This is a genomic window from Specibacter sp. NPDC078709 (genome assembly GCF_040686795.1).
GTDB lineage: Bacteria > Actinomycetota > Actinomycetes > Actinomycetales > Micrococcaceae > Specibacter.
Map to the genome: position 1 here is coordinate 189,388 of NZ_JBFBLU010000005.1, position 15,038 is coordinate 204,425.

At 59.7% G+C, this 15,038-nt stretch carries 18 protein-coding genes and 1 pseudogene; 6 read left to right on the forward strand and 13 right to left on the reverse strand.

The features are described 5' to 3' along the window. Positions 1–5: 5 nt before the first annotated feature. The 5 genes from AB0P14_RS11335 to AB0P14_RS11355 are packed head-to-tail and all read right to left on the reverse strand — an operon-like array spanning position 6 to position 3,989. Positions 6–821: an ABC transporter permease gene (locus AB0P14_RS11335; protein ID WP_363841895.1), complete on the reverse strand. Its 816-nt coding sequence runs from the start codon at positions 819–821 to the stop codon at positions 6–8. 2 nt (positions 822–823) lie between these two features. Next, on the reverse strand, positions 824–1,396 hold the full coding sequence (locus AB0P14_RS11340) for an ABC transporter permease (protein ID WP_363841898.1): 573 nt from the start codon (positions 1,394–1,396) through the stop codon (positions 824–826). Beyond that, a complete protein-coding gene (locus AB0P14_RS11345) occupies positions 1,336–1,746 on the reverse strand; it encodes a hypothetical protein (RefSeq protein WP_363841901.1) in 411 nt (136 codons plus the stop codon). The genes AB0P14_RS11340 and AB0P14_RS11345 overlap by 61 nt, the downstream gene beginning before the upstream one ends. Continuing rightward, positions 1,743–2,861 carry an ABC transporter ATP-binding protein gene (locus AB0P14_RS11350; protein ID WP_363841904.1) on the reverse strand — a complete coding sequence of 373 codons (1,119 nt, stop codon included), beginning with the start codon at positions 2,859–2,861 and terminating at the stop codon, positions 1,743–1,745. The genes AB0P14_RS11345 and AB0P14_RS11350 overlap by 4 nt, the downstream gene beginning before the upstream one ends. 48 nt (positions 2,862–2,909) lie before the next feature. Continuing rightward, positions 2,910–3,989, reverse strand: a complete 1,080-nt coding sequence (locus tag AB0P14_RS11355) for an ABC transporter substrate-binding protein (RefSeq protein WP_363841907.1) — start codon at positions 3,987–3,989, stop codon at positions 2,910–2,912. A 305-nt stretch (positions 3,990–4,294) separates the two neighbouring features. Between AB0P14_RS11355 and nac the strand changes: the two genes are divergently transcribed. Beyond that, complete coding sequence (gene nac, locus AB0P14_RS11360; protein ID WP_363841910.1) at positions 4,295–5,218, forward strand: nitrogen assimilation transcriptional regulator NAC; 924 nt, start codon at positions 4,295–4,297, stop codon at positions 5,216–5,218. Positions 5,219–5,345: 127 nt separating this feature from the next. Here the strand turns inward: nac and AB0P14_RS11365 are convergent, their stop codons facing one another. Both AB0P14_RS11365 and AB0P14_RS11370 read right to left on the reverse strand, forming a co-directional pair. Next, positions 5,346–6,023, reverse strand: coding sequence for a 4-carboxy-4-hydroxy-2-oxoadipate aldolase/oxaloacetate decarboxylase (locus AB0P14_RS11365; protein ID WP_363841913.1), 678 nt, complete (start codon positions 6,021–6,023; stop codon positions 5,346–5,348). Between the two features lie 31 nt (positions 6,024–6,054). After that, a complete protein-coding gene (locus AB0P14_RS11370; protein WP_363841915.1) occupies positions 6,055–7,263 on the reverse strand; it encodes an aspartate transaminase in 1,209 nt (402 codons plus the stop codon). A 246-nt stretch (positions 7,264–7,509) separates the two neighbouring features. Between AB0P14_RS11370 and AB0P14_RS11375 the strand changes: the two genes are divergently transcribed. Together AB0P14_RS11375 and AB0P14_RS11380 are read left to right on the forward strand one after the other, a co-directional pair. Further along, positions 7,510–8,094, forward strand: a complete 585-nt coding sequence (locus tag AB0P14_RS11375) for a hypothetical protein (protein WP_363841917.1) — start codon at positions 7,510–7,512, stop codon at positions 8,092–8,094. A 12-nt stretch (positions 8,095–8,106) separates the two neighbouring features. Beyond that, the gene (locus tag AB0P14_RS11380) at positions 8,107–8,487 is read left to right on the forward strand and encodes an RNA-binding S4 domain-containing protein (RefSeq protein WP_363841920.1); all 381 of its coding nucleotides are present in this window, start codon (positions 8,107–8,109) and stop codon (positions 8,485–8,487) included. A 124-nt stretch (positions 8,488–8,611) separates the two neighbouring features. Here AB0P14_RS11380 and AB0P14_RS11385 read toward each other — a convergent pair whose 3' ends face one another. Further along, positions 8,612–10,285, reverse strand: a complete 1,674-nt coding sequence (locus AB0P14_RS11385) for a ribonuclease J (RefSeq protein ID WP_363841923.1) — start codon at positions 10,283–10,285, stop codon at positions 8,612–8,614. Between the two features lie 595 nt (positions 10,286–10,880). Between AB0P14_RS11385 and AB0P14_RS11390 the strand changes: the two genes are divergently transcribed. From AB0P14_RS11390 to AB0P14_RS11400, 3 genes and pseudogenes are all read left to right on the forward strand, one after another. After that, the gene (locus tag AB0P14_RS11390) at positions 10,881–11,357 is read left to right on the forward strand and encodes an NAD(+)--rifampin ADP-ribosyltransferase (protein WP_363842175.1); all 477 of its coding nucleotides are present in this window, start codon (positions 10,881–10,883) and stop codon (positions 11,355–11,357) included. A gap of 39 nt (positions 11,358–11,396) precedes the next feature. Beyond that, on the forward strand, positions 11,397–11,660 hold the full coding sequence (locus tag AB0P14_RS11395) for a ribbon-helix-helix domain-containing protein (protein WP_363841925.1): 264 nt from the start codon (positions 11,397–11,399) through the stop codon (positions 11,658–11,660). A 40-nt stretch (positions 11,661–11,700) separates the two neighbouring features. Beyond that, a pseudogene (locus AB0P14_RS11400) lies at positions 11,701–11,802 on the forward strand (toxin); the annotation flags it as partial. Between the two features lie 365 nt (positions 11,803–12,167). Here the strand turns inward: AB0P14_RS11400 and AB0P14_RS11405 are convergent. The 5 genes from AB0P14_RS11405 to AB0P14_RS11425 all read right to left on the reverse strand — a co-directional run bounded on the left by AB0P14_RS11405 (position 12,168) and on the right by AB0P14_RS11425 (position 14,979). Further along, entirely contained in the window at positions 12,168–12,644 is a 477-nt protein-coding gene (locus AB0P14_RS11405; protein ID WP_363841928.1) for a GNAT family N-acetyltransferase, read from the reverse strand. A gap of 47 nt (positions 12,645–12,691) precedes the next feature. After that, positions 12,692–12,985: a hypothetical protein gene (locus tag AB0P14_RS11410; RefSeq protein ID WP_363841931.1), complete on the reverse strand. Its 294-nt coding sequence runs from the start codon at positions 12,983–12,985 to the stop codon at positions 12,692–12,694. A gap of 46 nt (positions 12,986–13,031) precedes the next feature. Further along, entirely contained in the window at positions 13,032–14,093 is a 1,062-nt protein-coding gene (locus AB0P14_RS11415; protein ID WP_363841934.1) for an LLM class flavin-dependent oxidoreductase, read from the reverse strand. A 136-nt stretch (positions 14,094–14,229) separates the two neighbouring features. Beyond that, a complete protein-coding gene (locus AB0P14_RS11420) occupies positions 14,230–14,787 on the reverse strand; it encodes a dihydrofolate reductase family protein (RefSeq protein WP_363841937.1) in 558 nt (185 codons plus the stop codon). Positions 14,788–14,835: 48 nt separating this feature from the next. Beyond that, positions 14,836–14,979 carry a hypothetical protein gene (locus tag AB0P14_RS11425; RefSeq protein WP_363841940.1) on the reverse strand — a complete coding sequence of 48 codons (144 nt, stop codon included), beginning with the start codon at positions 14,977–14,979 and terminating at the stop codon, positions 14,836–14,838. Positions 14,980–15,038: the final 59 nt, after the last annotated feature.

The window sequence follows — 15,038 nt, forward strand, 5'->3', positions numbered from 1 at the left end:
GGGCCCTAGTTGAGAGCCTTGCGGAGCCCCATGACGCGTTCCACCACAACAACGACGGCCAGGGAAATCAGGATGAGGATCACGGAGAGTGCAGCCACCGCCGCATCAGCCGAGTTTTCCACATACCGGAGGACTTGGACGGGGAGAGTAGGGAGCCCGGATTCGGCAACGAAGAGGGAGATTACCGCTTCGTCGAAGGAGACGATGAAAGCGATGACGCCGCCGGCAATCACACCGGGGCGGATGATCGGCAGGGTGACCCTGCGAAACACCGTCCAGGGGCCGGCGCCTAGGATTCGTGCCGCATCTTCGCATGAAGTGTCGGCGGTGGCCAGGCTCATGATGGTGGTCCGGATGACGAAGGGGATGGTGATGGCCACGTGCCCGATGATGATTCCGGTATAGGTGTTGTTCAGGTTCAACGGCCCAAACAGCAAAACCATACCCAAGGCTAGGACGATGCTGGGCGTCAGCAGGGGCGAGAGGAAAAACGCCTCCATCGCCGCTTTCGACTTGAATTCAAACCGTTGCAGGGCCAGGGCCGCAGGAACACCAATGGCCAGGACCACCACCGTGACGAACACGGCAACTATGAGGCTGACCTTCATGCCCTCCACGAAAATGGTTTCCGAGGGCAGCGCCTGATACCACTTGAGGGTGAAGCCCTCTGGCGGGAAAGACAGGTACTGGTTGGATGCGAAGGACACCACGAAAACAATGATCAATGGCGCCAGCAGGAACAGGTAGAGCAAAAAGACAATGATGTTGAAAACCGGTTTCGCGGGGTTGAACCGCGGCTTGAAAAGACGTGCCTCGCTCATGGTCAGCCTCCAATCTTTTGGACGATGCGCTGGTAAATGGCAATGATGGTGCCGAACAGGACCAACAGGATCACGGAGAGGGCTGCGGCAAACGGCCAGTTCAACAGGCCCGTGGTTTGGTCATAGATTTCAGTAGCCAGCACCTGCACGCTGCCGCCGCCCAGGAGGCGTGGCGTGATGAACGTACTGATGGCCATGACAAAGACCAATAGGAATGCGGTGAAGACGCCTGGCAGGCTCAGCGGAAGGGTGACCCGCATGAAAACCTTGAACTTGCTGGCACCCAGCGATCCGGCGGCCTCCTCCAGTTGCGGGCTGAGTCGCCCGAAGCCGGAAATCATGGCCAGGATGGCATAGGGCATGAAAATCTCAACCAGCCCGATTGTCACACCTGTCATATTGTTGGTCAGTTTCAACGGTGAGCCAATGAGTCCCATGGATTCCAGCGACGTGTTGACGAGGCCGTTGGTGCCCAAAATGACCATCCACCCGTAGGTGCGCACAACTGCGGATGTCAGGAGCGGCGCGATGGCAACGGCCAGCAGCAGCCCCTTGTATTTACTTGTGCTGCGCACAAGGAACAATGCGATCGGGTAGAAACAATCAGGCAGAGCACACCAACTGTCAGCCCCATCCTGAAGGTGTCGAGAGTGACCCGCCAGTAATAGGGGTCGGTGAGTGGCTTGATGTAGGTCTGGAACGTGAAGGTGTCGATGACGACGCCGTCCGGTGCCCCCTCATTGAAGGACATCCTGACCATGTAGAGCAGCGGAAAGACGAAGCTGACCAGCAGTCCGAGAATCCCCGGTATCAGCAAGGCCAGGTAGGTGCGCTTGCGCCGCTTGTTCGCTGCGGCCTCGAGGACTCCAGACTCAAGGCCTTTGCGGGTTCCCGGGACAGGGTTCTTTGTCGCGATTGTTGTCACGCCGCAACCGCTTTCGCATGCTCCGGAAGGATGTACGCGTGCTCTGGTTCCCACGACAGGTACGCCTTATCACCGGTATGCGGCAGGCTGCCGCTGGTGGTGTGGAGCTGCGATTGCAGGACTTCGCCGCCGACCCGTACTGCGATGCTCAAGGTGTCTCCCGTGTAGCTGACCTGCTCGACGGTTCCCTTGAGTTCCTGGACGGAAGGGGAGGGCTGCAGGGATGCCCTGAGCCGGTGCGGACGAATGAGCACAGGCAGGCTGCGCCCGGTCAGGCCAGGGGCACCCACTGCGCCGAATTGTCCCAGCTCAGGCACCTCAATCTTGTAGTTCCGCTCCCCCGCCGCGGATGCCTGGCCGACATCCTCGCCAACCGTAATTGTCAGGAAGTTTGCCTGGCCAATGAAGTTGGCTACAAAGTGTGTTCGGGGACGCTCGTAGACGTCGATGGGCGAGCCGAACTGCTCGATGAGCCCACCGTTCATGACTGCGATGCGGTCAGCCATGTCGAGGGCTTCGTCCTGGTCGTGCGTCACGAATAGGGTTGTTGCCCTGGTGCGCTGCTGGATGGACCTGATTTCCGTGCGCATGGTGTCTCGAAGTTTGGCGTCCAGGTTGGACAGCGGCTCGTCGAGCAGAAGCAGGGTCGGCTCGACAACGAGTGCCCGTGCAAGGGCGATGCGCTGCTGCTGGCCTCCGGAGAGCGCCTTGGTGGCCCGCTTGCCAAGATGGCCCAGCTGAACCATGTCCAAGGCTTCGGCGACACGCACCTTTTGTTCGGATTTGGGAACCTGGCGCATCTGTAGCCCGAAGGCGACGTTCTGCTCAACGTTCATGTGCGGGAAAAGTGCATAGGACTGGAAGACCATCCCCATGCCGCGCTTGTTGACGGGCTCCTGGGTGATTTCACGGCCGTCAACCATGATGGATCCGGCGGTGGGGTCCATCAGGCCGGCAACCATGCGCAGCGTTGTTGTCTTGCCGCAGCCGGATGGACCCAAAAGTGCCACCAGGTGCCCTTCCTCCACTTCCATGTTGAGGCGGTCGACGGCAGGTGCCATGCCTGCAGCATATTTCTTCGTCAGGTCAACGATCGACAGTTTGGATTCAGTCATGGTTTTGGTTCTCCTGGAACAGTAAGTGGGAAGGGCACCTGGGTGCGGCTATTTGATGATCTGGCGCTTCCAGATGTCAGTCCATTTGTCGCGCGCGGATGACAGGAAGTCCACGTCAAGCGGGACGATGTTCAATGAACCATCAGTGGGTACAACACGGTCCTTGACGTCATCGGGCAGCTTCGCGTTTGTGACGGAGGGAGCGTAGAAGAGCTTCTCGGCGAATGCTGTCTGTGCCTCGGCTGACAGCGCGTAGTCAATGAACGTCTTGGCTGCAGCGGCGTGCGGGGCATCTTTGACTAGGTTGATGGTGTTGATTTGGTAGACGGTGCCCTCCTTCGGGAAGGTGACGCCCATCTTCTTGTTGCTCTGGTCGCTGTAGAACTGGCCTCGCGCATTCTGCCCCAGGCCGAGCACCGTCTGACCTGTAATGATGCTCTGGTATTCGTCGGGGTTGGGGGCGAACGTCTGGACGGCGGGCGCCAGTTCCTTCAGGCGGACCACTGCCTTGTCGATGCTCTTCGTGTAATCCTCACCTTCCATTTTGGAGGTGATGGCGGTCAGCGAAAGGCCGAGCAGTGAAGGCGGGGCGTTCACATTGATCTTGCCCGCATAGGCCGGATCCCACAGCACGTTCCAGCTCTGAGGGGGTGTTGGGAACGTGGCCGTGTCGTAGACCAAGCCGATGGCGTCAAGCATGGCTACCGGACCGAATCCGTCCTTGTCCTTGAACTCATCTGCGACGTTGGCCAGGTTAGGTACTCCCGCTGTATCGATCTTTTCAAACAAGCCCTGCTTGTTGCCTGAGGTGGAGACGGAATTGTCCATGATCGCAACGTCTGTGGATGGCTTGCCCTTTTGGCCTTGAAGTGCGCTGAGCATCTCTGCGGACGATCGCTTGGATGCGTAGGTAACCTTGATGTCGGGATATTTGGCTTTGAAGGGCTCGATGACGGCGGCGTTGTACTGGTCCTGCCACACACCCGAGTAGGCAATGATGCTCACCTCGCCCGAGGTCGGGCTGTCTTCACCGGCGGCATTGCCCGGTCCGCCGCATGAGGCCAGCGCAAGCGCCATCGCGGAGACCGTGACTACTGCGGCAATCTTGCCCTTAATGGATTTCTTCATTTGCCGATTCCTTCTATTTGGCAAGGCACATGCCTTGCAGTGAAATATTCAAGCAACCAGGTCTCAGCATTTTTTGCCGACCGGCCAGTGACACTTCATCGTGCAACTATTGGCGTGAGTCCTGGGGTGAAAAGTTTTCTTCACAAGCGCTGCAGGATAGAATCAGAGTGGCGCCGGAATTGCTTTCTCAGATCAACTTATTATGCGAGATATGGATCACACAAAGACCTATTGTGTGTCTCTCCATAAGTTTCAGATATGACCCCTGTCCCGACGACCAGGTGCCATCAGGAAAGAAGACCACCGTGGACACGCGCAGGCTTGCCTATTTTGTAAAGATTGTTGATTCCGGCAGCATCACCAAGGCTGCGGCAGCCCTGCATGTGGCCCAGCCGGCGCTCAGCCAGCAAGTTTCGGCCCTGGAAAAGGACCTCAAGCAGCGGCTCCTGATCCGAAGCAAGCAAGGCGTCTCACCAACAGCCGCCGGGCATACCTTGTACCGTCACGCCCAAACCATCCTGCGCCTCGTGGAGCAGGCCCGTTTGGACGTTTCCGACTCAGGGGCCGCTCCGTCCGGGCGCGTTTCCATAGCCATCGCCCCCTACAGCATGGCGTCGGCACTGACACCCCGGATCATGGGCGAGGTCAGCCGCAGATACCCCGACATTGTGCTGCATTTGACGGAAATATATGGTGGAGTACTCAGCGACGCCATCCGCAACGGCCGCCTGGATATGGCCCTGATTTACGAGCCCGGCCCCATCCGGGGAGTTCAATTCACCACTTTGAGCATTGAAGAGCTCTATCTTGTGGTGAACTCCAAGCGAGTGTCAGAGGCCGTTGCCGAAAGTGGCGTGACGACACTGGAGGAAGCTTCCCACCTTGGCATGATCCTGCCGGAACAGAACCACACCCTGCGGCAAATCGTCGAGGAGGGATTCAGGGGCAAGGGCCTTGAACTGAAGCTGGTGGGTGAAGTGGAATCTTCCCCCACGCTTCGGCAGCTTCTTCGCGCCGACCTGGGCGCAACGATCCTGCCCCGCTCGGCAGCCGAGTCCTTGTTTGACGACGAGGACTTCGCCTTCCTGCGCATCACGGACCCGGCCATTTCGTGCAAGATTGCCTTGTGCACCCCGGACCACGAACCGCTGTCAGAGGCCGCATCCGCCGTTTTGAGAATTCTCAATGAAATGTTTCATGAAATGCTGACGGAAAACGGACTGCAATAGGCTCAATTATTCCATCCACATTCCTAATTCCAATTTTGAAGTTCTTCATCGAACTGGCCAGCCCCTTAAAATAGAATTCATTTTGAGGGGCTGGCTGTTGCGTGGATAAGTTATTCAGCCCCCTCGGCTACGCGTCCTCAACCAGGAGACCCTTGGCCTTGAGCACTTCCGTGAGGTTGCACAGTTCAATGGTTGTGCCGCCTGCCAGGTACCTGCCCATGAGTTCGCGCTCTTCGTCATCGCGCTGCTGTGACAGGCGGATGACGTCTTCGATTTCTTCACGGCGAATGACGACGACGCCGTCGGCGTCTCCCTTGAGGATGTCACCGGGGTAGATGATCTCGTCTCCAAAGACCACCGGGTGGTTGATGGGCCCGATAGTCTCCTTGACGGTTCCCTTAATGCAGACGTTGGCTGAGAAGACTGGCAGGCCCAGTTCAATGAGGTCCTGGGTGTCCCGGACGCCGGAATCAGTCACCATCGCAGCCAATCCCTTGGCCTTCATGGCGGTTCCCAGCACATCACCGAACGTTCCCGCTTCACCGTATTCGCCGGCTGACACCAGGACGACGTCCCCTGCTTCGGCATAGTGGATGGCCACTTGCAGCATGAGGTTGTCCCTGGGCGCGCAGCGCACTGTCACCGCCGGACCGCAGAAAGACATGTTCCGGTCGATCGGCTTGATCTTGGAATTGAGTGCGCCCTTGCGGCCCTGTGCCTCGTGAATGGTGGCGGATGAGAATTTAGCCAACCTGGCAACAGCGTCGGCGGTGGGACGCATAAATCTGGTTTTGACATGAATCATGGCAGTGCTCCTTGGGTGTTTGGTGTGGCAGCTAGCTAAGTGCCATGACAGATTTTTCAATGGCGGCAAGCGCCTCATTGATGACTTCCACGCTGGTGGCGTAGGAAATCCGGAAGTAGGGCCCGAACCCGTAGGCGGATCCCTGAATGACGGCCACTGAGGCACTGTCGAGCAGGTACAGGGTGAAATCCTCATCATTGCTGATCACGGCACCGTCGGGGGTAGTCTTGCCCACGACGCCGGCGCAGTTGACGTAGGCGTAAAAGGCGCCGTCGGGCGTCTTGCAGGCCAGGCCGTCGATGGTGTTGAGACCGGCCACAGCAATGTCGCGGCGGGAGCGGTACACGTCCCGGCTTTCCAGCACGAAGGTCTGGTCCCCGGTTAGGGCTTCGGCGGCGGCAGCCTGACTAACGGATGAGGGGCATGAGGAAATCTGTGATTGGAGCTTGTTGATGGCGGCAATCACGGGCTTTGGCCCAACCGCATAGCCCAACCGCCATCCTGTCATGGCGTAGGACTTGGATACTCCGTTGACCATGAGGACGCGCCCGTCCAACTCCGGTGCCACCCTGAGCAGGCAGGCCGGGCGTTCAGGCCCAAAGTAGATTTCATCGTAGATTTCGTCCGTCAGGACATGAACCTTGGGGAACTCAGCCAGGACGCGAGCCAGTCCGCGCAGCTCCTCTGCCGTATAAACGGCACCCGTGGGGTTGGAAGGCGTGTTCAGGATCAACCATTTGCTCCGGTCGGTCAGCGCAGCGGCCAGCAACTCCGGTGTCAGCTTGAATCCTGTGTCTTCACCGCAATCCACGATGACGGGTGTGCCTTCGTTGGCCAGGACCATGTCTGGGTAGGACACCCAGTAAGGGGCGGGGATGACCACTTCGTCGCCTTCGGCCAGTGAGGCCATGAAGGCCGTGAAGATGACCTGTTTGGCGCCGCCGCCAATGGTAATCCGGTCCGTCGTGTAGCGGACGCCGGACCGGGATTCCATGGAATGGATGATCGCAGCCTGCAGCGCAGGCGTCCCTGCAACCGCGGTGTACTTTGTCTCACCGTTGCGGACCGCCGCGATGGCGGCGTCCTTGATGTTCGCCGGGGTGTCGAAGTCGGGCTCGCCGACTGTTAGGTCAAGAATCCTCCGGCCCCCTGCCTTGAGCTCGCGGACGCGTCCTGCGGCTGCAACACTGGGTGAGGATTTGATGCGGGTCACGCGAGATGCGGGCACAAATTCAGTCATTGGAATTCCAAGCACTAGGACCGGACGGGAGTTTCACTTCCTTTGAGCCTAGGCACCCTGGGTGGCCTGTGACCAAGACCTAAACCACGTGGAACTATAAGCGGATCTTATGGCCCGCGTCACTGCACCCACGCAGTCATTTTCTTATGGCTGCACGCATTTTAGGTATGCCCACACGGGCCCACTTTCTGAGTAGCATCCTAATGAGGCACTACCCCGATCCGGAAATTGAAACGAGGAATCGCATTGTCCCGCAGCCAGGGTGTCCGCCACCGACCAGCTTTCTCCGCATCGGCAACCACAACGCCGGGATCCGCCGGCTCCGGTTACCGATACCGTGGCAATTCCGGATTGGATCAGCAAGCTGCCCGCCTTGACCAGCTCAGGAGCACGTTCGATCGGCAACGGCAGCTTCTTGCCTTCAAAGCCGACAGGCTCCGCGGTGTAACGTCGACACTGAACCGGCAGCTGGCATTGGCGTTGGAAGACGGAGTGAAAGCCGGGGAGCTGGCGGAGGCCGCCCAACTTTCACGCAAGGAAGTGATCCATGCAGGGCTGGCATTCGAGGACCTCCATCCATCAGGGACGCCGGCCCGGCACTATTTGGCGGCTGTTCACAGCCTGGGCAACGAGCTTTCCTCGATGAAGCTCTCCAAGGCGGCGACCGAGGCCGAACAGTTGGAACTGCTTGCGGCTACCCGGAGGCAGGGCATCATGGACGATTTCGAGCTGGCACGCCTTACAGGCCTTCGGCATGACCAGATTCGACGGCTGACATGGGGCGTGGGCACACATGGCGCAATCTCCCGGCAATCCGGCGGGCCACAGTAGACTCAAGGCATTATGAGCATTCCCAAAAGTTCACCGGCGTCGGTGCGTATTGACGCCTGGCTCTGGTCCATCCGCGCCTACAAGACCCGGTCCCTGGCCACCGCTGCCTGCCGCGCGGGCCATGTAAAACTCAACGATGCCAACGCCAAGGCCGCCCACACCGTGGTTCCGGGCGATACCATCCGAGTCCGCCAGCCCGGTTATGACAGGATCCTTGAGGTCCGTGCGCTCATCAACAAGCGCGTGGGCCCGGAAGCTGCCTCGCATTGCTTCACCGACCACACTCCCCCGCGCCCGGTCCTGCCGGCGCTCGGCCTCCCCCAGCGTGACCGCGGCACCGGCCGTCCCACCAAAAAGGACCGCCGCGAAATGGACAGACTCCGCGGGGAATGATCCCGCCACGCAGCGTCCCCGCACCAGCCCCAGCGCATGGCGTCGGAACCCTTAAAAGCCAAGTGCCGCCGTCGTACTTCCCAAAAGAAGTACGGCGGCGGCACCCGGGAAACGCAGAAGGGGTTTACGCCTCGACGATGATGACCGTGTAGACGGGCTTGCGGCGCAGCGCGCGGTCGGACCAGCGCAGCAGGCCGTTGGCTACAGCCTTCTCGGCGTTGGGGCCGGTCTTTTCGCCGCGAAGACCGGTGATGGTCTTCTCGACGATGACGGCGGCCTTTTCGATGTCCTTGGGCGTCAGGTTGAAACCGACCGAGAAGAACTCGGGGTCTTCTTCGATCTTGCCGGTGTCCGGGTTGACGATCAGCAGAACGGTGACGGCTCCGTCTTCGGCGAGACGGATGCGATCCTGCAGCGACTCTTCAGTGGCCGCACCGGCAACCATGTTCTCGACGTAGACGTAGGCGGCGGGAACGCTACCGGTGACCTTGGCAACGCCGTCCTTGAGGTCGATCGTGGTGCCATCTTCAACGATGAACGCGTTCTTGGGATCCACACCGGTGCGGATAGCCAGTTCGGCGTTCGCCTTCAGGTGGCGGTATTCGCCGTGAACCGGCATGACGTTCTTGGGACGAACCAAGTTGTAGCAGTAGACGAGCTCGCCGGCACTGGCGTGGCCGGAGACGTGCACCTTGGCGTTGCCCTTGTGAATGACGTTGGCGCCCTGCTTGGTGAGGTCATTGATCAGGCGGTAGATCGAGGACTCGTTACCAGGCACCAGCGAGCTCGCCAGCAGCACGGTGTCGCCGTCGGTCAAGTTGATCTGGTGATCGCCGTTAGCCATGCGAGCCAGCGCAGCCATGGGCTCGCCCTGAGAACCGGTGCAGATCAGAACGGCCTTTTCGGGGGCCATCTTTTCCAGTTCCTTGGCGTCAACGAGCATGCCGCGCGGGATCTTCAAGTAGCCCAGTTCGCGCGCAGTGGTCATGTTGCGGACCATGGAACGGCCAACGAACGCGATCTTACGGTTGTACTTGTGAGCAGAATCGATGATCTGCTGAATGCGGTGCACGTGGCTGGCGAAGCTGGAGACAATAACGCGGCGCGGGGCCGTGCGCATGACCTGGTCGATGGCCGGGATCAGGTCAGCTTCAGCGGCCAGGAAGCCGGGAACTTCGGCGTTGGTGGAGTCAGGCAGGAACAAATCCACGCCTTCCTCACCCAAGCGGGCAAAGCCAGCGAGGTCGGTGATGCGCTTATCCAGCGGGAACTGGTCCATCTTGAAGTCGCCAGTTTCCAGCACCAGGCCGGCAGGCGTACGGATAGCTACAGCCAGGCCGTCCGGGATGGAGTGGTTGACGGCCAGGAATTCAACGTCGAACGGGCCGAACTTGCGTCGGTCGCCTTCCTTGACCTGGATCATCTTGCCCTTGATGCGGTGCTCTTCAAGCTTGGTCTTCAAGAAGGCCAAAGTCAGCTTGGCGGAGATTACGGGGATGTCGCCGCGGTGCTTAAGCAGGTACGGGACACCGCCAATGTGATCTTCGTGGCCGTGGGTCAGCACCAGGCCAACCACGTCCTGCCAGCGGTTCTTCAAGTACGAGAAGTCCGGCAGAATCAAGTCAACGCCGGGGTGGTGATCCTCGGGGAAGAGCACGCCGCAGTCAACGATCAGCAACTTTCCCGCGTATTCGAAGACGGTCATGTTGCGGCCAATTTCGCCCAAACCACCCAGTGCGACGATGCGCATTGCACCTTCGGCGAGGGCGGGAGGGGTCTGGCGGGCAGTTCTTCTCATGGGTTCCAAACTTTGTTCTGTTGTAGGCGGCCGGCGGCGACGATGCGCTGCCTTTCTTGTGCGACGCGTTCGGATAAAAAGCTGGTCCGGTGTCGCTAAAATTTAGGGGGATTGCTCCACCCTCGATTTTACCACCGCGGCACAACGGCTAACGCCACGTGCCGCCGTCGTTATTCTTGAGCACGACGGCGGCACGTGGGTTTTGTTAGCGCAGCCGGGTTAAGCGGCGGCTGATTTCCGTCCCATCGCTGGCATCACGGGAACCGCGCTCGGCAAAGTTCTCGCTGTATTTTCGTGATTCTGTGGGTTCTGTGGGCTCCGGTCGCCTTCGAGCTGCGACAACGCACCCACCTGCTGCTGCGCGATCGAGCACATCCCGACCAACTCAAGACCCGTCAATACGAACGCCGCTTCGACAATGCGCAAAATCGTTCCGAGTGGGGCCTGGGTTGCGCTCCCTCAAAGTACCTTCTACTTCCGGATCCCAACACGAGGACCCCGCCCAAGAGGAAAGGAATGAGTGAGACAAAAAATAGAAAGCTGGCAACACCTGGAAGGCGAATGTAGGGCTACGTTTAGTCCGGCACTTATTCCGATGCGAGCTGCGGCTGCGTGTTCGTCAGTCCTGAAGCCTACCGGCGTGAGCGACGGACCGTTCTTCCGCGGACCAATTGCCGACTTGCAGGTAGACGTTTTCCTCACGGCGGGTCATCGCTCGAATTGCCGTCCCGAAGTGGTCATGAACCACGTCTATTTCACAGCCCTTGCGGATGGCGCCGGACTCGCCGCCGAGATCACAGCAGGGCTCTCCGGTACCGACGCCGCTCCTCATGTCTACGCCATTGAACCAATCGGAATATTTGGGAACGAGCCGGACGTCACCGACAAGAAGTTCCCGGGTAATCCAACTCGCTCGTACCGCACTAGCGCACCGCTGCGCATTACGGGCGAAATCGTCAACTGGACCAGCGCTAGACGCTACAAATGCGCCGCACTTTTCACCCACGAGCAGGTCGATCCATTCGCTGCCGATATCTGCCCCGAGACTCTTCGGAGCCGAGTTGGCCAGTGACATCTTGTCCAGTCGATATTTTCGTTATACATTAATGGCATGAGCGAACGCGAGACGATCAACGGGGTTCCGGTCACTGAAGAGGAGATCGCGCTCTGGGCTGCCGAAGCCGAGCACGGGTACGGTGTCGACGCGCTGAAAAAGCGTGGTCGCGGCCGCCCTGGTCGTGGAGCTGAGCCGTCACAGGTGGTCGCCCTCCGCCTGACTCTTGAAGAGATCGCGGCGATTGATGAGCGTGCTGAACGTGAGGGCAAGTCTCGCTCAGAAGTAATTCGAGAAGCACTCCACCGCTTGGCCGCATGAAAGTTTATGCCTCGGCGCTGAAACACGGAGTTCTCCCCGAGGGCGGCTGCTAGAGACGGTTGTTCTCGTCTTCGACAGCGGCAATGAGCTTGTGATTCATGCTATGAAGGCGCGGCCACAGATGATTGAGTTGCTGCCCTAATCGTTGACCTCGTTGGGTTTTCGCGCTAGAACCCGACGCTGCGGCGTGATGGCGCCAATGTCCCTTTTCTCCCCTGTGCGCGCCCACCAGAGGGTCTTGGCAGCAGGTCTTGGCGATGGAGCAATTGCTGCAGGTTCGGGCGTAAGCATCTCGCTGGCGCCACAGGCTTCACACCAATGCTCAATCCTCTCTTCGTTCATATTTCGATGGCACGGGCAACCTCCGGCACCGATGCTACGGCAGGACTCCCGCGCAGAGCGGGAACCCCCTCTCAATAGTTTCCCCGGCAGTGAAACAGCTATGCCGAACAGCGGTAGCTTTTCAGGGGACGCGGGTCACGCCCGTCCAGTCTCCCCCTCTAGCCCTTAGTCCGGCGCGAGACTTTTACGCATTTTGATGCTCATGGTTTCGTAACCCAGAGATTCATAGAGCTTGCGCGCTGAATGGTTGAAGCCAAAAACATTCAGTCCCAGTGTGGCGGCGCCCCGCGACCGGGCATACTCTTCTGCGAGTTTCATGCCGTCTCTGCCGTATCCTCTGCCCCGATATTCGGAGTCTATGAGGATGTCCCACACCCACCACGAGGTGGGATCATCGGAACTGTCCCGGCCAACCCAGAGGTAGCCAACACCAACACCAGCGTCATCAATCAGGTCAAATACGGCGTTATCTGGGCCCGGGCGACTTTCGGGGAATGCCTGACGAAGCGACGATTCCGCCTGGCGCTGGGCCTCCCCAGGTGAGGTACCCAAGGAGACGAGATCAGCAACATACTCGCGGCTGCTGCGTTCTACCCACTGAGGGAAGCTGTCGGGGTCCAGAGGATCAAGACGAATTGTCATCGTCCCAGCGTATGCCTTCCCATCTGAATGGGGCACCGTTGTTGGTCCTACGGATCCCGGAGAAACCCGGTTGCGGCGTCGATTCCGGCGAGGAAATCACGAATGGAAGCAACGTGCTGTTCACGGCTGGAGGCGCCGCTGCCGCCGAACGTGTTGAACCCATAGCCGTCGTTGGGGCCCGAGACCCAGTCATAGAGAGTCGTTCCTTCAGCGTCGCTCCTGCGCACTACGAACACCTCACCATCCACGTTAAACGTCCCGAGGTCTGTAAAGGTGTTCGTATCCGGCGGCGCAGGTGCATAGAACCAGCCGTCGTCCGTGGGTGTGCGATCGTTCTCCATGCGTTTCACGCTACCCAGTGGCGACGGCTGCGTCGATTACTGCGCACTACTCGAGCCGAGCCTCGATGTTTGGCATCCAGCCAATAGCCGGGGCAATATGCTCGGCAATGTTCGCCAACATCTTGGTGTTGTAAGCAACCCCGAGCTGATTGGGGACCGTAAGCATCAGGGTGTCCGCAGCCTGAACCGCGGCGTCGGCAGCAAGATCGCGGGCAATGTCCGCCGGATCGCCCATATAACTCTTGCCGAAGCGGGACAGCAGCCCGTCGATCATGCCCACCTGGTCCTTGTTCTCAGCCTGGGCGCGCAGACCAAAGTACATGCGGTCCACATCGTCCACCACGGGGATGATGCTGCGGCTGACCGAAACCCGGGGTGTAAAGCCGTGCCCGGCCGCAGCCCATTCGTCGCGGAACAATTGAATCTGCTCGGCCTGCAGCTGATCGAAGGGCACTCCAGTGTCTTCGGTGAGCAGGGTTGAACTCATCAAGTTCATGCCTTGGCGAGCAGCCCATACGGCCGTGGCGCGAGATCCTGCACCCCACCAAATACGCTCGGACAAACCCGGTGACTGCGGCTCAATGCGCAGCAACCGTTCCCCACCCATGGAGACACGTTCGCCGGGCTCAGCTATGCCGGCGCCAGAAATCGCGTGCCGGAAGGTAGCGGTGTGGCGCCTGGCCATGTCCGCATCCGTTTCGCCGTCGAGCGGGAAATGGCCAAAGTCTGCTGCGCCATTGGCAGCGGGCTCGGGTGACCCGCGGCTCACACCGATCTGCAGCCGGCCATCGCTGATGAGATCCGTGGCCGCAGCCTGCTCTGCCATATAAAGAGGATTTTCATAACGCATGTCAATGACGCCGGTACCAATTTCAATCCGGCTGGTGCGGGCCGCAATGGCCGCCATGAGCGGGAAAGGCGCCGCCTGCTGGCGGGCAAAGTGGTGAACACGGAAGAAGGCGCCGTCAATGCCCAGCTCCTCGGCAGCGACCGAAAGGTCAATTGCTTGATGTAGTGCGTCAGCTGCCGAGTTAGTTTGGGAGCCGCGGCCAGTACCGTAGTGGCCAAAAGAGAGGAATCCAATGCGCTTCTTGAAGTTTGTTTCCATACACGGCACAACGGGAAAAGCAGTCCAGCTATTCCATGCATATGCATCTAGCCGGTCTGCGTTCCGAAGCGGGCACCAGCGCCTTCTGACGATGTGCGCCGCCCCGCTCGACGGGCCTCAGGCAGCTCGACGGGCGTCAGTCAGTCCGGCGATAGTGCATGGCGACCGCGCCGTTGCTCAGCGGCTCGGCCGAGATCAGCTCGAGGCGTCGAGTGCTGGGTATTCCACCTTGGTACAGGGTGGGGCCGTGGCCAGCGATCATGGGATGGAGGAGGAATTTGTACTCGTCAATCAAATCCAACCGGTCCAGCTGCGTCGCAAGTTTGCCGCTGCCAACGAGCACCCCGCGGGGTGTCTGATCTTTGAGTGCTTGCACCGCCGTGCGCAGTTCGCCCTCGATGTGGTGGCTGTTGGTCCACGGGAAATCACTCCGAGTCGCCGACACCACGTATTTGGACTTGGACTCCAGCTTAAGCGCCCACTCGCGTAGCGCCGGCGGCGCATCGAAGTCCCCTCGGGCGACCGCCGGCCAGTAGCTCTCCATCATCTCGTAGGTCGTGCGGCCCCAGAGCATTGCGCCGCTCTCATCCAACAGTCGGGTGAAGTACGTGTGCGTCTCCTCATCGGAGATACCCTCTTGATGGTCGACGCAACCATCAAGAGTGACGTTGATGGTGAACGTCAGAAGACCCATACGGCACTTCCTCTGCTGCCAGGGCGCGGCCACGAACGTAGCTGAGCACTACCGTTTCTTGGCGATGTGGGCCACTGGGTCAGCAGCCTCAACGGCTGCGCTACGGGCCTTTTTCTCTGCACGCTTGGCCTTGATTGCATGGCCCTTGTCCAGCTTTTTGTGTTCGTGGTGGTGTGGCTGTTTGTCAGGCATAGTGAACTCCTGGTGATCTTACGAGCAGACACGCACCGGGCCGGGTCGGTCCAACGCGT